General features: G+C 53.4%; 19 protein-coding genes. 7 read left to right on the top strand and 12 right to left on the bottom strand.

The features are described 5' to 3' along the window. Positions 1-44: 44 nt before the first annotated feature. Positions 45-656: a thioredoxin-dependent peroxiredoxin gene (gene prxU, locus AC1931_RS13760; RefSeq protein WP_483877879.1), complete on the bottom strand. Its 612-nt coding sequence runs from the start codon at positions 654-656 to the stop codon at positions 45-47. Between the two features lie 508 nt (positions 657-1,164). On the opposite strand from prxU, the gene rnr reads away from it, so the two are divergent. After that, positions 1,165-3,345, top strand: coding sequence for a ribonuclease R (rnr, locus tag AC1931_RS13755; protein WP_483877858.1), 2,181 nt, complete (start codon positions 1,165-1,167; stop codon positions 3,343-3,345). A gap of 48 nt (positions 3,346-3,393) precedes the next feature. Here the strand turns inward: rnr and pgi are convergent, their stop codons facing one another. Next, positions 3,394-5,037, bottom strand: coding sequence for a glucose-6-phosphate isomerase (gene pgi, locus AC1931_RS13750; RefSeq protein ID WP_483877857.1), 1,644 nt, complete (start codon positions 5,035-5,037; stop codon positions 3,394-3,396). Between the two features lie 172 nt (positions 5,038-5,209). On the opposite strand from pgi, the gene AC1931_RS13745 reads away from it, so the two are divergent. Further along, entirely contained in the window at positions 5,210-5,842 is a 633-nt protein-coding gene (locus tag AC1931_RS13745; RefSeq protein WP_483877856.1) for a lysophospholipid acyltransferase family protein, read from the top strand. Between the two features lie 12 nt (positions 5,843-5,854). Here AC1931_RS13745 and AC1931_RS13740 read toward each other — a convergent pair whose 3' ends face one another. Both AC1931_RS13740 and asd read right to left on the bottom strand, forming a co-directional pair. Continuing rightward, complete coding sequence (locus AC1931_RS13740) at positions 5,855-5,995, bottom strand: hypothetical protein (RefSeq protein ID WP_483877855.1); 141 nt, start codon at positions 5,993-5,995, stop codon at positions 5,855-5,857. Positions 5,996-6,087: 92 nt separating this feature from the next. Next, on the bottom strand, positions 6,088-7,197 hold the full coding sequence (gene asd, locus AC1931_RS13735) for an aspartate-semialdehyde dehydrogenase (protein WP_483877854.1): 1,110 nt from the start codon (positions 7,195-7,197) through the stop codon (positions 6,088-6,090). Between the two features lie 142 nt (positions 7,198-7,339). Between asd and queF the strand changes: the two genes are divergently transcribed. The 5 genes from queF (at position 7,340) to AC1931_RS13710 (ending at position 12,346) form a co-directional block, all read left to right on the top strand. Continuing rightward, positions 7,340-8,170, top strand: coding sequence for an NADPH-dependent 7-cyano-7-deazaguanine reductase QueF (gene queF, locus AC1931_RS13730; RefSeq protein WP_483877853.1), 831 nt, complete (start codon positions 7,340-7,342; stop codon positions 8,168-8,170). 280 nt (positions 8,171-8,450) lie between these two features. Continuing rightward, positions 8,451-8,897 (top strand): hypothetical protein, encoded by a 447-nt coding sequence (locus tag AC1931_RS13725; RefSeq protein WP_483877852.1) that lies wholly within the window; start codon positions 8,451-8,453, stop codon positions 8,895-8,897. Positions 8,898-8,985: 88 nt separating this feature from the next. Then, positions 8,986-9,480 (top strand): hypothetical protein, encoded by a 495-nt coding sequence (locus AC1931_RS13720; RefSeq protein WP_483877851.1) that lies wholly within the window; start codon positions 8,986-8,988, stop codon positions 9,478-9,480. A gap of 137 nt (positions 9,481-9,617) precedes the next feature. Further along, the gene (locus AC1931_RS13715) at positions 9,618-11,927 is read left to right on the top strand and encodes a Tex family protein (RefSeq protein WP_483877850.1); all 2,310 of its coding nucleotides are present in this window, start codon (positions 9,618-9,620) and stop codon (positions 11,925-11,927) included. 8 nt (positions 11,928-11,935) lie between these two features. Next, positions 11,936-12,346, top strand: a complete 411-nt coding sequence (locus tag AC1931_RS13710) for an NINE protein (protein WP_483877849.1) — start codon at positions 11,936-11,938, stop codon at positions 12,344-12,346. Between the two features lie 10 nt (positions 12,347-12,356). Here AC1931_RS13710 and AC1931_RS13705 read toward each other — a convergent pair whose 3' ends face one another. The 8 genes from AC1931_RS13705 to argH form a co-directional block, all read right to left on the bottom strand. Then, complete coding sequence (locus tag AC1931_RS13705) at positions 12,357-13,487, bottom strand: M20/M25/M40 family metallo-hydrolase (protein ID WP_483877848.1); 1,131 nt, start codon at positions 13,485-13,487, stop codon at positions 12,357-12,359. After that, positions 13,484-13,993: an N-acetyltransferase family protein gene (locus AC1931_RS13700; RefSeq protein WP_483877847.1), complete on the bottom strand. Its 510-nt coding sequence runs from the start codon at positions 13,991-13,993 to the stop codon at positions 13,484-13,486. Before AC1931_RS13700 ends, AC1931_RS13705 begins: the two co-directional genes overlap by 4 nt. Positions 13,994-14,321: 328 nt before the next feature. Next, positions 14,322-14,819 carry a bacterioferritin gene (locus AC1931_RS13695; RefSeq protein WP_483877846.1) on the bottom strand — a complete coding sequence of 166 codons (498 nt, stop codon included), beginning with the start codon at positions 14,817-14,819 and terminating at the stop codon, positions 14,322-14,324. Between the two features lie 35 nt (positions 14,820-14,854). Beyond that, positions 14,855-16,090 carry an LL-diaminopimelate aminotransferase gene (locus AC1931_RS13690; protein ID WP_483877845.1) on the bottom strand — a complete coding sequence of 412 codons (1,236 nt, stop codon included), beginning with the start codon at positions 16,088-16,090 and terminating at the stop codon, positions 14,855-14,857. Between the two features lie 285 nt (positions 16,091-16,375). Next, positions 16,376-17,179 (bottom strand): 4-hydroxy-tetrahydrodipicolinate reductase, encoded by an 804-nt coding sequence (dapB, locus tag AC1931_RS13685; RefSeq protein WP_483877844.1) that lies wholly within the window; start codon positions 17,177-17,179, stop codon positions 16,376-16,378. Positions 17,180-17,204: 25 nt separating this feature from the next. Further along, a complete protein-coding gene (gene dapA / locus AC1931_RS13680; RefSeq protein WP_483877843.1) occupies positions 17,205-18,080 on the bottom strand; it encodes a 4-hydroxy-tetrahydrodipicolinate synthase in 876 nt (291 codons plus the stop codon). A gap of 108 nt (positions 18,081-18,188) precedes the next feature. Then, entirely contained in the window at positions 18,189-18,347 is a 159-nt protein-coding gene (gene lptM, locus AC1931_RS13675) for an LPS translocon maturation chaperone LptM (protein WP_483877842.1), read from the bottom strand. Further along, positions 18,347-19,723, bottom strand: a complete 1,377-nt coding sequence (gene argH / locus AC1931_RS13670; protein ID WP_483877841.1) for an argininosuccinate lyase — start codon at positions 19,721-19,723, stop codon at positions 18,347-18,349. Before argH ends, lptM begins: the two co-directional genes overlap by 1 nt. Positions 19,724-19,835 lie beyond the last annotated feature (112 nt).

Below are 19,835 nucleotides of genomic sequence, written 5' to 3'. Positions count from 1 at the left end.
AGGCAGGGCTGCAGGTGTGTCAAAGGATAATAGCAGCGGGCTGATTAATCGTCAGCCATGCTGATTTTCCACTCTTTCCAGACGTTGCCGACCAGATCAATCCCAGGTTTGAGGGTGGGTTTGCCGGGCCGCCAGCCGGAAGGGGTGGCCTCGGCACCGCCGGTCTTGCGGACGTGTTGGAAGGCCTGCAGCTGGCGCAGGGTTTCGTTAACGTTGCGGCCAACCGGTGGGGTCAGCACTTCGTATCCCTGGATGATGCCATCCGGGTCAATGATGAAGCGTCCACGATTTTCGACCTTGGCGTTTTCGTTGTACACACCATAGAGTTTGCCGATATCGCCACCAGCATCAGAGAGCATGGGGAAGGGAACGCTCCCTTCAACCATTTTGCCTAATTCCTGATCGCACCAGATTTTGTGGGTAAACATACTGTCAATGCTGACAGAGAGGATCTCTGCCCCGAGTTTTTGAAATTCTGCGTATTTCCCGGCAACTGCCGAGATCTCGGTCGCTCAGACAAAAGTGAAATCACCAGGGTAGAAACACAGCAATACCCACTTCCCGGCATAGTCTGAAAGCTTTATCTGATCAACAAATTTTCCCTGATGGTAGGCCGGTGCAACAAAATCCGGCGCCTTTTCACCCACATGAATCATTTTTTGCTCCTTTTTGGCAGTTTGCGGTGCCACGGGTTCGTTACTGACAGCTGTTTCAGCAGGAACGGCGCCACCTGCGGCTGGCCGGGTACATCCGGCTCCCTGGGCCTCACTCATAGTTGACTCCTTTCTAGGATTAATTCCTAAAAGCTCTGAAACAGAACATAAGGGGTAATATTTAAAATGTCAATCACTTAATACCGCGCGATTCAGAATATCACTGAATAATACGGTAAACAACCGTTAAACAAGACAGGGAACACATAAAGTTCTTCGTGTTATACGGGAAATGGCTTCTGCGACTGCGTTTTGTTTTGCACAGAATGACAGCAGGGCTCAGTTCTGTTAACTTGCGCTTGTGTGATCCTGTACGCAGTTGCAGGATCCAGATTTTTTTTCTGGAATCGTCAGTAGGGACGGGGTGTCCTGTTCCGGTAGCGGAAACGCCGTCCCCTGCACCAGCGCAGAATTCCGATATTTTCACCGGGGCAAAATAAGGAGTACCCATTTGAAAGATCTTACTGAGCGTATTCTTGCCCTGCTGGCCGAGGGCAAAAAACTTGACCGTCGTACGCTGGCGGAACATCTGGATTTACGCGGCGCCCAGCGCAAAGAGCTAACCCGGGTCCTTGATCAGATGGCGGCAACCGGCAGGCTTGAACAGCGTCGCGGTGTTTACCGTTTGAACCCGGACAGGTCGGCTGTTGAGGGGATTTTCAAGCGTACCGAACGGGAATACGGTTTCGTTCAAGTTGACGGTCGAGAGGATATCTTTATCCCGGCCCAGCATGTGGGCTCAGCACTGGATGGTGATCGGGTACAGGTTGAGGTGCGGCGATCTTCCCATGATCGCAGACCGTTTGGGATCATCAGCGCGATCCTTGAGCGGGCCCGGTCCCATGTTGTGGGGGTGCTGCGGCTCAGCCATCGGGGTGGCCTGGTTCTACCCCAAGATCACCATGCCGGACCGGCAGTGCAGGTTGACCAGATAGAGAAATGCCGGGATGGTGATCTGGTTGAGGTGCTGATTGAACAGTATGCCGAGCAGGGACTCGCAGCGCGGGGAAAAATCGTTGGGTGCCTGGGGCGGTCGGGTGATCCCCATACCGATGTGATCAGGGTCTTGCGCAGCAAAAAAATACCGGACGTTTTTTCAGCTGAAACCCTTGCTACTGTAGCCGAGGTGCCTGGTCAGGTCGAGGTCGAAGATCTGGTTGGGCGCAGCGATCTGCGCCAGTTACCCCTGGTGACCATCGATGGCGAGACGGCGCGTGATTTTGATGACGCGGTATGCGCGGAGAAACAGGCTGATGGCAGCTATCGCCTGTGGGTCTGTATCGCCGATGTCGCCCATTATGTGCCGGTCACGGGAGCTATCGATGTGGATGCTCGTGAACGTGGGACCAGCGTTTACTTTCCCGGTTTTGTTGTGCCGATGTTGCCGGAGGTCTTAAGCAATGGCATCTGTTCCCTCCATCCGGGGGTCGATCGCCTGGTTATGACCGCCGAGCTGGTGATCAGTCCCGCGGGTAAAAACCTGGCGTCAACATTTTACCCGGCGGTGATGAACAGTCACGCCCGCTTGACCTATACCCAGGTTGCTGCCTGTCTTGAAGACGGGGACTGCGAGACGATGCCGGTCACTATTCAGAAATCATTACAACAGATGGCGGGACTGGCAAAGATTCTGACCCGGACGCGTTTTCGGCGCGGCAGTTTGAATCTGGATCTGCCCGAAGTGGAGATTCGGGTTGATGACGATGGTCGTCCGCTGGAACTGGTCAAGGTCGAGCGAAACATTGCCCACCATCTGATCGAGGAGCTCATGCTGGCTGCTAACGAAGCCGTCGCTCATTATCTCGGAGCGAACCAGTGGCCATTTCTCTATCGCGTTCATGGCGTACCGGACGAAGCCAAACTGGAAGAGTTACAGCAGATCGCCGCCAGCTGTGGCCATGGCCTGGTGCTGGGCAAGAATCTTCATCAGTCATTGCAGCAATTGCTTACCGAGGTCGCTGATCAGCCGGAAGGTCGACTGATCAGCGAACAGTTGTTGCGCAGCCTGCAGCAGGCGGTTTATACCCCCCACAACGAGGGACATTTCGGCCTTGCGGCAGAAGAATACTGTCACTTCACTTCGCCCATCAGGCGTTACCCGGATCTGCTGGTGCATCGGGTTCTCAAGCAGGCCTTGGCGGGTGCAGCCAAGAGCAGTGCGCCGGGGATCGCGTTGCTCGAAAGTCTCGGGGATGAATGTTCTACCCGGGAACGCAGGGCGATGGAGGCTGAACGTGATCTGGGGGACTTGCGTCGCTGCCAGTTGATGGAAGACCGGGTGGGCGAAGTCTTTACCGGGGTCGTTTCTTCAGTAACGGAATTCGGATTTTTTGTTGAGCTGGATGATAACCTCATTGAAGGGCTGGTGCATGTACGGACCCTGACCGACGACTTCTACCATTATGATCCGACGACCATGGCATTGACTGGTGAGCGCAGCCGTCAACAGTTTCGCGTCGGTATGTCCCTGGAAGTCAAATTGGAACGGGTCGATACGGCTCGGCGGCGTATTGATTTCAGCACTTTGGTGACCCGGGGCAGTAGCAGGGATGAAGGACGGAAGAAAAAAGGCGGTGCAACCAAACGGCTTAAAAAACAAGGTGCGCGCCGCAGAAAAAATAATTTTCACTAATCTCGGTATTTGTTCTTATCGAAAAAACAATTAATTTGAACAGAAAGCCTAGTTTTTTAAAGCTTTGCATGCGTTGATTAACGCATTTGTTGAGCTGTCATGACTGGTTGCCGGTTCTGCTGTAGTTAAATCATGTAATATCGATTTAGCCAGTTGTTTGCCCAGTTCAACCCCCCATTGATCAAAAGGATTAAGATTCCAGATTGCACCTTGGGTAAATATTTTATGTTCGTAAATCGCAATCAGGCTGCCCAGGGTCCGGGGCGTCAGTTGATCCATCAGAATGGCTGTGCTGGGACGGTTGCCGAGGAACACCTTGTGGGGAAGGAGCCGCTTGATTTCCTCATCGCTGCGCCCCTCAGCTTCAAGTTCCAGCAAGGCTTGATTGTGCGTTTTGCCGCGCATCAGAGCTTCAGGTTGAGCAATAAAGTTGGATAACAAAATTTGCTGATGGTCGCCCAGGGGGTTATGGCTTTTAATCGCAGCAATAAAATCGCTGGGAACCAGTTTTGTACCCTGGTGGATCAGTTGATAGAAAGCATGCTGACCGTTGGTTCCAGGCTCACCCCAGATAATCGGCCCGGTGGAATAATCGACGGATTCACCGCTTAAGGTGACGGATTTCCCGTTGCTTTCCATATCAGCTTGCTGCAGGTAGGCCGTAAAACGATGAAGAGATTGGTCATAGGGGAGGACCGCCAGGGAGTCGGCAGCAAAAAAATTGTTGTACCAGATGCCGATCAGCCCCATCAACACCGGAATATTTGTTTCAAGGGGCCGGGTGCTGAAGTGCTCATCTGCCAGATGCGCGCCTGCGAGCAACTCAACAAAATTATTCATGCCGATAGATAAAGCGATAGGCAGGCCAATGGCTGACCAGAGGGAATAGCGCCCACCGACCCAATCCCAGAAAACAAACATATTGGCAGGGTCAATGCCGAACTCAGACACCTTGTCGCGATTGGTCGAGATGGCGACAAAATGTCTGGCGACGGCACTTTCATCGCCAAGTTTCTCGACCAGCCAGCGGCGGGCCGAATGGGCATTGGTCATGGTTTCCTGGGTCGTAAAGGTTTTAGACGCAATAAGAAACAGGGTTGTTTCAGGATTCAGCTCGCGTAAGGTTTCGCACAGGTGGGTAGCGTCGACATTGGAAACAAAATGGACCTTGAGACGCTCATGGCGATAAGGCTTCAGTGCTTCGGTCACCATCAAAGGGCCGAGGTCGGAGCCACCAATGCCGATATTGACAATATCGCAGATCGGTTTGCCGGTGGCACCACGCCACTGACCACCACGCACCTGGTCACTGAAGGCGCGCATCTGGGAAAGCACCTTATTGATCTCCGGCATGACATCCTTGCCATCGACGATTACCGGGTGGTTACTTCGATTGCGCAGGGCGGTATGGAGCACGGCGCGATTTTCAGTAGTATTGATGATATCACCGCGGAACATCCCCTGAATTTTATCTTTCAGGTGACACTGTTGGGCAAGATCAAGAAGCAATTCAAGGGTTCTGTTAGTAATACGGTGCTTGGAAAAGTCGAACAGGGTGCCACCCAGGTGAAAAGAAAAACGCCGACAACGATCAGGATCATCTGCAAACAGGGCCTCTAAATGGATGTTTTCCATGGCTTCAAAATGCTGATGCAGGGACTTCCAGGCGGGTAAACTGGTTAGTGCGGACATGAGCACCTCGTCGTTAGAGTATCGGCGGAAGGGAGAGTAAAGACATACCTGCGCATGATAACAGATATTCTGGATCGTTTGCCAGGTTAAAGAAATCACATGACAGATAAGTGAAAACGCGTCATAATGCACTGTTTGTCATTCTATGGTGTGAAAGAGGAGTCGTCGGGCCGTGAAAACATCTATTTTTCAGCGATTCTGGGTCGGTATCAGTGGAGCAGTAATCGCTTTTTATGCAACGGTGATTAATCGCTTTCAGATTGTCGGTGGGGATCAGGTTCCGGAGCACGGAGGGGTGCTGTTTGTTGCTAACCATATCTCGGCTTTTGATACCGTCCTGCTACCGGCGGCGATTCTGAAACAGCGTCCGTGGAAGATGGTTTGGGCGCCTGCCAAAGAAGAGCTTTTTCGTAACCGCCTGCTGGCGGCCGTTTTTCGTTCGTGGGGAGCCTTCCCGGTTAAGCGTGGACGTGATCTGCGTGCCGGCAAGGAGTTGGGTCGCTTGTTGAAAGATGATGCCGTCATGCTGTTTCCCGAAGGAACCAGGCACAAGGATGGCCAGCTCGGGGTCGGCAATCGCGGCGTCGGAAAGTTAATTTATGAACATCGGCCGGTAGTCATCCCGGTTTCTCTGCTAGGCTTAAATCGTTGGCGGGTTAGCGGCTGGGGACAGCGGGCAGTGGTGCGGTTTGGTGCGCCGGTTGATTGTGCCGACCTGTTTGAGCTTGCAGATGAAAAAGCGACCCATATTCTGATTGTTGAACGTGCTATGGCGGCAATCGCGGTAGGCCTTGAGGCTAGCTGATTTTTGCAGGTACTACCAGCGGGCGCCCGGCTGAGTGATGGGATGGCGGTACTTGGTGGTGTTGTCAACTGACTGGCCGGCAAGGTAGATACCGGCAATGATCACTGCTAGGAGAACCAGTAGCGCCAGCAACTTAATGAGATCTTTGAACATTGATGCTCCTTTAGTTGCTGATTTATCGACAATTCATCAGGATAAGTTTAATCGCCCCGAGTCATTTTCCGGCAACTCGGGGCGATTGTTTTTCAACGCTCAGCGAGGATTCTCAGCATCCGCCGCAGCGGTTCCGCAGCGCCCCACAGGAGCTGATCGCCGCAGGTAAAGGCCGACAGGTAGTGCGGACCCATCTTCATCTTACGCAGGCGCCCGACCGGAACCCCCAGGGTGCCGGAGACCGCCGCCGGAGTCAGCTGGGCAAGAGAATCCGCCTTGGTGTTCGGGACCACCTTGGCCCATTCATTGCTCTGGGCAATAAGCTGCTCAATCTCACTGATGGGAACATCCCTGGTAAGTTTGATAGTCAGTGCCTGACTGTGGCAACGCATGGCCCCAACGCGGACGCAGATACCGTCAACCGGAATGGGCTTGATGTTGCCGAGAATCTTGTTGGTTTCGGCAATGCCCTTCCACTCTTCGCGGCTCTGGCCGTCCTCCACTTCACGGTCAATCCAGGGGAGCAGGTTGCCGGCCAGTGGGAACCCGAATTCGGCTGTCGGCATGGTGTTACTGCGCAGCGCAGAGGTAACCTTGTTGTCAATTTCCAGAATGGCAGAGCCGGGGTTCTGCAGTTGCTCGGCTACCGAGTGGTGAAGGTTGCCCATCTGCAGCAGCAGCTCACGCATGTTGGGAGCACCAGCTCCTGATGCGGCCTGATAGGTCATGGAGCTGACCCATTCAACCAGACCGGCGTTGAACAGTCCGCCGATGGCCATCAGCATCAGGCTGACGGTACAGTTGCCACCGATAAAATCCTTGCAGCCGTTTGCCAGGGCTTCGTCGATCACCTTGCGGTTGATAGGGTCAAGGATGATGACGGCGTTATCTTCCATGCGTAAGGAGGATGCCGCATCAATCCAATAACCTTTCCATCCTGCGGCTCGCAGCTGCGGATGAATTGCTTTAGTGTAATCACCACCCTGGCAGGTAATGATGACATCCTGCTGGGCCAGCTTATCAAGGTCAGAAGCACTCTCCAGGGTGCTGTTGCCTAATTGTCCAAACTGGGGTGCTTTCTCTCCGGCCTGCGAGGTTGAAAAGAAAACCGCTTCAACTCCGGCAAGGTCGTTTTCTTCGAGCATCCGTTGCATCAGAACGGAACCGACCATGCCACGCCAACCGACCAATCCGACTTTCATAATGTTTCTCCATGTTGACGGGTAAAAGAAATAAAACTATTCTCCAACAGAACCTTCTGTTTGGATGTCAGCCTGTAATCATAGCATTTCTGCGGTGTTCGTGGAAATCGAATTTCTTGGTGACGAGAATTTGGAATTAAAAATGTCAGATTTTGAACAGCATTTGCCCCTGGGCAAACCAACCTGCTATCAGGACAGCTATGATCCGGCACTGCTCTGCCCCTTTCCGCGCCAGGTCAAACGTGATGAGATCGGCCTGGGTAAAGAGTTGCCATTTAGTGGATGTGATCTGTGGACCGCCTATGAATTGTCCTGGCTGAACCCTAAAGGCAAGCCGGTGGTGGCGGTGGGGGAGTTCTGTTTTCCCTGTAGTTCGCCTTTTCTGATTGAATCCAAGTCCCTCAAGCTTTACCTCAATTCCTTCAACCAAACCTGCTATGTCGATCTGGCTGCAGCAGCCCGGCAGATGCGCGAAGACCTCTGCCGCGTCAGCGGCGGCGAGGTGAAGGTCGAATTGTGGGGTGTGGAAGATTCTTCTCGTTTGCGGGTGGGGATGTTGCCGGGAGATTGTATCGATGACCTCGATATTGAGGTTGTTGACTACCAGCTTAACCCACAGGTGCTATGCGGTGCGGCGAATACGAAGCGCCCGGTTGAGGAGCAGTTGCACAGCCACCTGTTGAAAAGTAACTGTCTGGTAACCAGTCAGCCTGACTGGGGCAGCGTCCTGATCCGCTATCAGGGTGGCAAAATTGATCGTGAGGCGCTACTGCGTTATTTGATCTCATTTCGCCGGCACAATGAATTTCATGAACAGTGCGTCGAGCGGATTTTTGTCGACCTGATGCACTACTGCCAACCGGAAAAGCTAACCGTCTATGCCCGTTATACGCGTCGCGGCGGACTCGATATCAATCCTTTGCGGTCAAATTTTGAGGAAAAAGTTGAGCAGATCCGCCTGGTGCGCCAGTAGAAGAACTTTAGACCTGAGGGGGGTAAGGTCAGGGTGAGGGGGAAAGTATCAAATCTGCTGCCGCAGAATCGACCTGCAGGTGAAGCGTCCGATCCCCATGGTCACCATCAGACCGAGGATGCCACCGCTAATAACCAGCAGTGCTGAACGTGAATGACCTGTTGGTCAGGCATCGCCAGCAGCTAAGGTAACAGGTTAATGCTGAGATATTTTCTTGTTTTAACTACTGAATATCGGTTACTTTGACTCGTCCGGCAACGATTATTCAAGGGAATCAGTCGTGAAAAAATTTATTGTTTATGTGTTGTTTATCATTTTAACCGCAGTCAGCATCTACTTCGGTTATGGTCATATCCAATCGACTCGTTTTGATCCGACGGTGGTTCCTTATATAGAACAGGCTGTTCCGCAATTAAGTCGCTGGGACGTTGATGCCACCAAGGCATTGCTTGATGAGGAAGCCTTGAGGCGGGTCAGTGACGATGATCTGGCTACGATGATGAATTATCTCACCCGCATCGGTGAACTGCAGAGCATGGCTCGCCCCCGTTTCAAATCCACCAGCAAGGCCATGACCACCGGTGCTGTTGAACGCGACGTCGTAAGCTATCAGGTGGCGGCAGAATACAGCTCAGGACCGGCGGAAATCACCCTGAGCCTGGTTGAACGTGACGGTACGTATGCCCTGCTCCATTTTAATTTTCAGTCTCAGGCGTTAGCACGCTGACCCTCTTGCCAGGAAATCCTGCCAGCGCTAGAATCATTCTCAGGATAAGTGGCAGTTTATTCGGGAAATCTGCTGGAAAGGACTGGTTATGAGCTATCTACGCGCCCTGAAATTGAGTACGTTTATCCTTTTTTTCCTGTTCTTAGGCGGTTGCCAGCCAACCACCGGGCACTATCTGGGTGCGCTTGCTGATGAGGATGCAGTTACAGAAATCATCCCGACCCTTGAGGCCCGGCAACACTGGGAAGAATTATATGTGACGGTTGATAGTCGCCTGGTGCGCGTGGAAGAGCAATACCAGATGACCGGATGGCTGTCTTTTTCATTACATTCGCAGATGATGTATACCCGGGTTGCTAATGTCGAATTGACATTGTTCCTGCTGGATGCAGACAATCTGGTTGTCGATTATCGCAAGGCGACTCATTTTAAAGGCTTAAGCTCTGAAGATCGGGTTCCCTTTACGGTCACCCTGCCCCTGGTTGATCGTGCTGTCGCCTATACATTTGGTTATAAGATTACGCTCATTGATGATGAGGGGCTCGCTACGACAAACTGGTTTTTTCCCCGTACCGGCGACTAGATTAATGATCTGAACGCTTCCGGGGGCTTTATTGGCTCCGGTACCTTGTTGGTATGGCCGGATAATGATTTTCTCCGTACAAATACCCCGCTCTACCTGATCGATCACCCCTGCATCTCCTTTTTTACAGGACACCCATGACTCAATTACCACCTGTGGATATGATTGCTCTGTTGCGCGAGGATACCGGTTTAGCTCCGGGATCTCTCAGACAGACTGTCTCCTTGCTGGAAGAGGGGGCCACGGTTCCCTTTATTGCCCGTTACCGTAAGGAGGCTACCGGTGAGCTCGACGAAGTTCAGATTCGCCTGATTGAAGAGCGGCTGGCTTACCACAAGGAACTAAACGAGCGGCGCCGGACGATTCTGAAAACCATTGATGAACAGGGCAATCTCACGCCGGAGCTGCAAGCCCGAATCCTGGCCTGCCGCCAGAAGACCGAGCTGGAAGACCTCTATCTGCCCTACAAGCCGAAGCGCCGCACCAAGGCGACCGTCGCCAGGGAGCAGGGGCTCGAACCTCTGGCGCAACAGCTTCTTGCCGCTAAAGGTGCTGTCGTCGATCTGCAGCAGCTGGCGCAATCTTTTGTCAATGTCGAGAAGGGGGTTAATGATGTCTCAGCGGCCTTGCAGGGTGCCGGCTATATTATTGCCGAGCAGTTTGCCGACACCGCCGCGGCCAGAGCGCTGGTCCGGGAGTTGACGTGGGAGCAGGGGATATTTCGTTCCCAGCCGGTCCGGGGCAAGGAAGGAGCGCTGAGTAAATATGAAATGTACTACGATTTCAGCGAGCCGTTAAAGCAGATCCCGTCCCATCGCATGCTGGCCATGCGCCGGGGCGAAAAGGAAGAATTTCTACGCTTGCAGATCGAGGCCCCTGAGGAAGAGATTCTTGGCCGCCTCGCACAATTGCTTGTACCCAGGGATTCTTCCTGCCGCGAGTGGCTGGTTGCGGTGATTGGCGATGCCTATGCGCGACTTATTGCCCCCTCTATCGAAGTTGAGTTACGGCTGCTCGCCAAACAGCACGCAGATGATGACGCGATCCGGGTCTTTGCCGAGAACCTGCGCAATCTCCTGCTTGCTGCTCCGGCCGGAAGCAGCCGAGTGCTCGGGGTAGATCCTGGTTTACGTACCGGTTCCAAATTAGCGGCGGTCGATGAAACCGGACGCTTTCTCGATCATGCCACCATTTATCCTCATACCGGTGGTGGTCGGGCAGGCAGCGCCGGGAAGGATCTGTTACAGCTGATAGATAAGTACCGCATCGAGATGGTAGCGATTGGTAACGGTACGGCCGGGCGTGAAATGGAGCAATTTGTCCGATCCGCTCTGAAGGAGGCTGGTAAAAAGCTGCCGGTGGTCATGATCAGTGAAGCCGGTGCCAGCGTTTACTCGGCTTCTGATATTGCCCGAGAGGAGTTTCCAGATCTTGATCTGACCGTGCGTGGTGCGATTTCTATCGCCCGGCGCCTGCAGGATCCATTGGCCGAACTGGTCAAGGTCGATCCAAAAAGCATTGGTGTCGGCCAGTACCAGCACGATGTCAGCCAGACCGCGTTAAAAAAGTCCCTCGATCAGGTGGTGGAGTCCTGTGTCAACTATGTCGGTGTTGACCTCAATACCGCCAGCTGGGCGCTGCTGGGGTTTGTTTCCGGAATTGGAGAAAATCTGGCCAAGGGGATTGTCCGCTATCGTGATGAACATGGGGCCTTCTCTGCCCGCAAGCAGTTGCTAAAGGTGCCGCGCTTTGGTCAGAAGGGTTTTGAGCAGGCCGCCGGTTTCCTGCGGATTCGTCAGGGCAGCGAACCTCTGGACAACACCGCGGTTCACCCCGAACGCTACCAGTTAGTGGCGACCATCGCCAGGGACGCCGGGATTGATGTTCCGACCCTGATCAGCCGCCCGGATCTGCTCGATCAGATTGATCTGAAAGCCTATGTTCATGATGATGTTGGACTGCCGACCCTGCGCGATATTGTCGCCGAGCTGAAAAAGCCCGGGCGTGATCCGCGTAACTCCTTCGTTGCCAGCGGTTTCCGTGAAGATGTCACCGGCATGGATGACCTCAAAGAGGGGATGGTCCTTAACGGCATTGTTACCAATGTTGCTGCCTTCGGCGCTTTTGTCGATATCGGTGTCCATCAGGACGGGCTGGTTCATGTCAGCCAGCTTGCCGATCGCTTTATAAAAAACCCGGCTGACGTGGTCAAGGTTGGCCAGCCGGTGCAGGTACGGGTACTGGCGGTCGATCTTCAGCGCAAGCGCATTTCACTGACGATGCGCAGTGGCGAGGGTAGCGCGGAGAAGCCCGGCACTATGGACCCGAACAAGGATGCCGGGCGCCGGACAGCGCAGAACAAGCAGCGGGCTTCCGCCCCGGCGGGAGCGACGAATCTGGCCGCAGCGCTGGAGAGGTCGGGCTTTCGGGTGAGCAAGAAAAAATAGGAGACTTTATGTACGGTGAAAAAACCCACTCACTGCTGATCGGTTATGTCCTGTGGATTTTTGGATTCATGGGGTCGCACCGCTTTTATTACGGTCGTTCGATCAGCGGAACCATCTATTTCTTCACCCTGGGCCTGCTGTTTATCGGCTGGATTGTCGACCTGTTTCTGATTCCCGGGATGGATCGCTCCGCAGATATGCGCTACAACCACGGCATCAAGGACTATAACGTCACCTGGATTCTCATGACCTTTCTCGGCATTTTCGGTGTGCACCGATTTTATCTTGGCAAGTGGATCACCGGGCTGATCTGGTTTTTTACCGGAGGCCTGTTTCTCCTCGGCTATCTCTACGACTTCTGGACCCTCAACGAACAGGTCGATGAGGTCAACAGGGCTGATTTTCTACCAGTGATGTAATAACGCGACCTCAAGTTTGCCCCAGTGCCAGGGCTACATAGATACGCGCGGCATCTTCAACCTCGGCAAAGCTGGTCTGTTCATCGGCGGTGTGGGCGGTTTCGAGGGAGCCGGGTCCGAGGATCAGCGGTTTACTGCCGGCTCGATAAAACAGGTTGCCGTCGGAGTGAGAACGAAAGGGCACCAGATTTAGTGGCAGGTTGAGGCGCGGATAAACCTCTTCAAGGATGCTGATGGTGTTGTCCTCCGGGGCAAGCTGATAGCCGCTGGCTTCAAAGTCAAAAACCGCCTCAAGATCCAGCCCCTTGATTGCGCCGCGTGCCTGTTCCAGGGTTTTTTCAATGATCGTGCGCACCGTCACCGGGCTTAAATCGGGCGACAGGTGCAGGTCGATCATTGCTTCACAGCGGTCAGGCACGACAAATCCCGCCCGCGACGAGCTCATTTCGCGGATGGAGTAAACCAGTTTGGTCGCCTGCTGACGAAACGCTGTTGATCTTTCGATCTGCAGCAGAACCCGCAGCATCGATTCGATGGCGTTGTGTCCCAGCTCCGGCAGGGAGGAGTGAATGCGCCGCCCCTGGGTGATCAGGGTAACCTCCATATAGCCGTAATGGTCAAAAGCGGGGAGCAGTGCGGTTGGTTCACCGATAATCACCGAACGCGGACATTGCTCCTCGAGAAAACGGGCACTGCCGTCACCATTCTCCTCTTCACCGACCACCAGCAACAGCCCGAGAGACGGGCGCTGTGCCTCCGGCAGGGTGGCCAGGGCGATCCAGGCTTCAACCATGGCGGCACAGCCACCTTTCATGTCAGCGCTGCCAAGGCCACGAATGACGCCCCACTCTTCTACCGCCGCATAGTCATCGATATCCCAGGCCGGAACCGTATCAACATGGCCGACCAGATAGAGGTCGGGGGTGTCACTACCCATGGTGGCGATCAGGTTGAAGCGCTCATCTTCATCGACAAACTGACGCCGCACGCTTGTCCCGGTGGCGCGCAACTGCTCCTCAAGAAACAGCTGAATGTCTTCCTCTTTGCCGGAGGGGGAATAAATATCGATCATATCGATGAGGTTTTTTTTCAGACGGGCAGGATCAATCTGATGCCAGACCCGTTCAAGACGCGTTGTCATTGGCTTTCCTTCCTTCTCTTTTTTTTGCGCGAACGGGACAGGTTCAGGGTCATATAGACATGTTTCTGAATATGACCGAAGCCAAGTTTTTCAAAAAAGCGAATACCGGCTTCGTTGTCGGCATCGGTATCAATGATAATCATGCGCACACCCTGTTCCTTCATGCGCACCTTAAGTTCATCGAACAGTTTTTGACCGGTCCCTCCCTTTTGCAGGCCCGGACGAACGCCGATCCAGACCAGGTAGCCATATTTCCATGACGAATGCTGTTTTTCAACAGTCGTTCCCAGGGCAAAACCGACTATTTCATTAGCCAATTCGGCAACCAGGCAGAGTTCACTGTCGGAGTTGAACAGGGTGGTGATTTCGTACTCATCCCAGGTGCGGTACATGCTGGGTGAAAAGTCCGAGGTAAACAGCAGTTCCCCAAGATGGAAAACGGCTGCCATATCGTCGATGGTCATCTGGCGGATATCCAGCTCATCAGTAAATTCTTCTTTGTTCATTGGAACACCATTAGCTATTGGTTAAAGGGGAAAATCAGAAACTAGCCTTATAAATAGCAGAAAAGCATTGCCGGGATAAGATTCGTTTGACCATGATGCTGATTTTTTGCAGGAAACCGGAAGTGTGGTTGTTTAATAAAATCAAGATGTCGCAACGACACAGTGGTTATTTCTCGCTGGACTTCCAGGAAGGTGTCGTCACGCTGTCAGGGTGTGTATTTAACATGAGGGCTGGGACCTGAAGTGTGAAAATCGAGATCTGAAACACACTCAGGGCACCCGGCAACTGGGTGCCCTGAGCGCACAGGCTACTTTGCAGTAACGGTTATTATGCGGCACCACCTGCGCTGCCGCGGGCTTTACTGCGCTCGATTGATTGTAATGCCAGGTATTCCTTGCCAAAGCGGTTGAGGTTTTCGATCTCATCATCGTAGTTGTCGAAATGGCGCTCTTCATCGACCACCAACTGCTCAAACAATCTTTTTGATACCGAATCGGCGTGGCTGCCGCATTCGTTGGCCCAGCGGTTGTAGTCGAGGGCACTCTGCTCTTCCATGGCCTTGGCCAGTTGCAGCATTTCCTCAACTTTAGTGATCTTTTTCACATCCTGAGATGCCTTCATTTCGACGTCTCCACCCAAAAAGAGGATGCGTTCAGCCAGATCTTCAACATGCATCATCTCCTCAATGGCAATTTTTTTAAACAGACCGGCAAGCAGGTCATAACCCTGATCGTCGCAGTGAAAGTGAAAATACATATACTGGTGCAGCGCGGTGATTTCTTCGGCCACGGCCTGGTTCAGTAAAACGATGCTTTTCTCATGCATAACAAAATCTCCTTAGCTAGTTGTCAGGGGGCTGATCACTGGCCCCAGGTATTACGAATCCGTTGTACGGCGGTTTCTACATTGCTGCGCTCACCAAAAGCAGAAAGGCGGAAATAGCCTTCACCACTGGGACCAAAACCACTGCCCGGGGTGCCGACGACGTGACATTCGTTCAAAAGTTTATCAAAAAAGTCCCAACTGGTCATCCCTTCAGGGGTTTTCAGCCAGATATAGGGAGCATCGACGCCACCGTGACATTCAATGCCGGCCGCCTGCAGTCCTTCACGAATGATGCGGGCATTTTCCATGTAGTAATCGATAATTTCGCGGGTCTGCTGCCAGCCCTCTTGTGAATACACAGCCGCCGCAGCGCGTTGAACCGGATAGGAGGCGCCGTTGAACTTGGTTGTAACGCGTCGCTTCCAGAGTTTGTTGAGGCTGTATTTTTCACCATTCGCGGTGGTTCCGGTTAACTTCTCCGGCACTACTACCAGGCCGCAACGCACCCCGGTAAAACCGGCAGTTTTGGAGAAGGAGCGGAATTCAATGGCGCACTCTTTGGCCCCTTCAATCTCATAGATGGAGTGAGGTATGCCGGGGGTGGTGATAAAGGCTTCGTAGGCGGCATCAAAGAAGATAATGGCATCATTGGCACGGGCGTAATCGACCCATTTTTTCAATTCCTCTTTGCCGGCCACGGTCCCGGTCGGGTTGTTGGGGTAACACAGGTAGATAATATCGACTTTTTCCCCGGGCAGATCTGGGATAAAGTTATTGTCCGCGGTAAAGGGCATGTAGACGATCCCTTTATAGTAACCTTTGTCATCGGCTTCACCGGTGCGTCCCACCATGACGTTGGTGTCGTTATAAACTGGATAGACCGGATCACCGATGGCAACGACATTGTCCAGGGCAAAGATGTCGAGGATATTGGCACAGTCGCATTTCGAACCGTCAGAAATGAAGATTTCATCGGTTTTAAGTTCGACGCCCAGTGGTCTGTAGCTTTTGTCGATAATCACCTGTGACAGCCATTCATAGCCTTGCTCAGGGCCGTAACCGGCGAAATTTTCTGTCGTGCCAAGATCATCAATGGCCTGATGAAAGGCTTTAATAACCGCCGGCGCAAGGGGGCGGGTGACATCACCGATGCCCAGGCGAATAACCCTGGCTTGCGGGTTGGCTTTGGTGAATTCATTGACGCGGCGACCGATTTCGGGGAACAGGTAGCCGGCTTTCAGTTTCAGGTAATGATTGTTGATACGTGCCATTTTTGTATAAATCTCCTTTGCATGAATTCAAATGAACCTAAAAAACTGTGGTCCACGGAAAAACATGGAAAAATACGGACAAAACCGTAAAAACAGAATACAGAATTCAGGAGTTAGAATTCAGAAGGTAAAAACCGGAGGAATTCTGTCTTCTAAATTCAACATTCTACATTCTGCTTGTTTTTGGTTTTAACCCCTAAAACTGCCCCCTTTGTACCTCTGTGTCTCTGTGAGAGATGATTTTTCCGTGTGGTCCGTGGATCAAAAAACAATTTTCAGGGCGTGTCAGCTCAGCCCCAGCACATCCTGCATATCATACAGCCCCGGCGGTTGGCTCTGTAACCAGACACAAGCGCGGCTTGCGCCGCGGGCGAACATGTCGCGGCTCATGGCGCGGTGGCTTATCTCAATGCGCTCTCCCATGCCGATAAAATAGACCGTGTGTTCACCGACGATATCACCGCCACGTATAGTCTGCATACCGATTTCAGCGTGGGTGCGCTCACCACACATCCCTTCACGGTGGTAGTTGGCAACCTGGCTGTAGTCGCGCCCGAGGGTCTGTGCCACTACTTCGCCCATGCGTACCGCCGTACCGGAAGGGGAGTCTTTTTTCTTGTTGTGGTGCAGTTCGACGACTTCAACGTCGAAATCATCACCAAGAATCCTGGCCGCTTCTTTGAGCAGCTTGAAGCAGGCGTTGACGCCGACACTCATGTTGGGCGCAAGCACCACGGGAATTAATCTGGCAAATTCCTCGACCTGCTGTTTCTGCTCGGGGGTAAAGCCGGTAGAGCCACTGACCAGCATCTTGCCGTGACGGGCGCAGACCGCCAGATTGTTCAGGGTCACTTCCGGGAAGGTAAAGTCGATGAGGACATCAGTCGCGGCTACCGCGGCATCAAGGTTGCTGGTTAAAGGAACGCCAAGTTGACCGGCGCCGGCAATCAGTCCAGCATCCATCCCCAGTTGCGGATGGCCATCCCGTTCCACCGCAGCGGACAGAATCAGACCTTTTGTTTCACACACCGCGTGAATCAGGCGGGCACCCATGCGCCCGGCGGCGCCAATAATGGCAACATTCATCATGATGGTCCTTGTGTCTCTAAACGGTTCAAATGAGCTGATGCTTGTTTAAAACTTGAGTGAGTTTTGCCAGGTTTTCCGGCTGCAAGCTGACCAGAGGCAGACGGACATCCAGACGACATTTTCCCATCAGAGAGGCGGCGGTTTTAACCGGCACCGGGTTGGCTTCAATGAACATGGCCTGATGGACATCGAGCAACTGCAGATGCAGTTTTCTGGCTTCGTCCCAGCGGTTTTCCTGCGCTGCCACGACCATCTGTTTGACCTGCCTGGGGATAATGTTGGCAGAGACGGAAATCACTCCTTTGGCGCCGCAGGCCATCAGCGGCAGGGCGAGAAAGTCATCTCCTGACAACACATCGATCTTGTCACCGGCTCTGGCGATAATCTCGCTGGCCTGGGTGATATCACCGGAGGCTTCTTTGATGGCGACAATCTGCTCAAATGCGGCCAGACGAATGGTGGTTGCGGCGGTTATATTGCTGCCGGTACGCCCGGGCACATTATAGAGTATTTGCGGCAAGGCGACATTCTCGGCAAGGGCTTTGTAATGCTGATAGATCCCTTCCTGCGACGGTCGGTTGTAGTAGGGTGACACCAGCAGCAAGCCGTCAGCACCGGCCGCTTTGGCATGGCGGGAGATCTCAATGGCTTCGGCAGTGGAGTTGGAGCCGGTTCCGGCAATGACCGGGACACGTTTGTTGACCTGCTCAATGCAGATGTCGATCACCCGGTTGTGTTCATGATAATTGAGGGTTGCCGACTCCCCGGTCGTACCGCAGGGGACGATCACATCGGTACCATTTTCGATCTGGAATTCGATCAGTCGGCGATAGCTTTCCTCATCAACTCTCCCCTGTTCATCGAAGGGGGTGATGATGGCGGTCATGGATCCGTGAAACATATTCTCCTCCAATAAAAAGAAAAGGACAGGCCGATAGTGCTAACATACTGCCCTGGCAAAGTAAAGGGCAACGGCGCACACAACCCGATCAAAAAACATATAAAACAATCAGTTAGATTGTTTCTCCTGCTCGCCTGAGTCCTCCTCAGGGGGTGCGGCAGGCTGCTCAGCCGCTGCTTTGGTGAGCGGGCGAACCGGTCCTTTTTTACCACAGGCTGACAGCAGCAGAGCCGTGATGATCAGGAACAGGATGAGTTTGATACGCATCAGACTGCCTTGCTGTTCAGCCGTGACAGCTCTCGCTCAACCGCTGAGCGGGCCGTGCCGCCGGTGGCCTTGCGGGCGTTGACCGAAGCTTCGAGGGTGACGGAATCATAAATGTCCTGGTCGAACAGCTCTGAGAAACTGCGAAATTCCTCCAGAGTTAGTTCGGGGATATCCTTGCCGGTCTCAACACAATAGCGCACCGTCTTGCCGACCACCTCGTGGGCCTGACGGAAGGGCATCCCTTTGCGGACACAGTAGTCAGCAACATCGGTTGCAGTAGAAAACCCACGCGCCGCAGCAATACGCATGTTGTCAGCTTTGACGTGCATTTCAGCAATCATGTCGGCAAAAACTTTCAGACTTCCCTTGACCGTGTCGATGGTGTCAAACAGGGGTTCCTTGTCTTCCTGCATGTCCTTGTTATAGGCCAGCGGCAGCGATTTCATCAGGGTCAAAAGGGCGATCAGGTTGCCGTAGACCCGCCCTGTTTTGCCTCTCACCAGTTCCGGTACATCCGGATTTTTCTTTTGTGGCATGATCGAGCTGCCGGTACAAAAGGCATCAGAAAGTTCAATAAAGTTGAAATCGGCGCTCGACCAGAGGATCAGTTCTTCCGACAGACGCGACAGGTGCATCATCAGAATCCCGGCAAAGGCGCAGAACTCAATGGCAAAGTCACGATCAGAGACGCTGTCAAGGCTGTTGCGTGTTACGCCGTCAAAACCAAGCTGCTGCGCGACCCAATCGCGGTCGATGGGGAAAGTGGTGCCGGCCAGCGCACCGGCTCCCAGGGGCAGAACATTAAACCGCTTGCGCAGATCCCGCAGGCGACTGATGTCACGCGCGATCATCTCGCGATAGGCGAGCATGTGATGGCTGTAGAGCACAGGCTGGGCGGTCTGCAGATGGGTGTACCCGGGCATGATGACATCCAGATGGTTCTGAGCCTGGCGGATCAGCGACTGCTCGAGTTTGCCCAGATAGCCCAGGATCATATCGATTTCATCACGCAGGTAAAGGCGGATATCGACCGCGACCTGATCGTTGCGGCTACGGCCGGTATGCAATTTGCCGCCGACGGCGCCGATGCGCTCAATCAGTCGTGCTTCAATGTTCATGTGAATGTCTTCTAGGGCAACGGAGAATTCGATCTTGCCGGCTTCGATGTCTGCAAGGATCGCGTCAAGCCCGGCGATGATCTGCTGCGCTTCGTCGACAGCAATAATTTCCTGCCGCCCGAGCATCTCGGCATGGGCTTTTGAGCCCTGGATATCGTAGCGGTAAAGACGCTGATCGAAGTCGATAGACGCGGTGAATTCTTCAACGAATTTGTCGGTTGCCTGGGTGAAACGACCACCCCATAGTTTGCTGCTCATTGTTGCTCCGGAAATTGATTTTTAACCACAGGGGCATGGTAGGGGCGCGGTTGCCGCGCCCAGGGCGGGGAAACCCCGCCCCTACGTTTTAATGTTTAATCGCCACAGAAAT

It is taken from the genome of Pelovirga sp. C15f, assembly GCF_057178085.1.
This window is presented reverse-complemented; position numbering and strand designations above follow the sequence as displayed.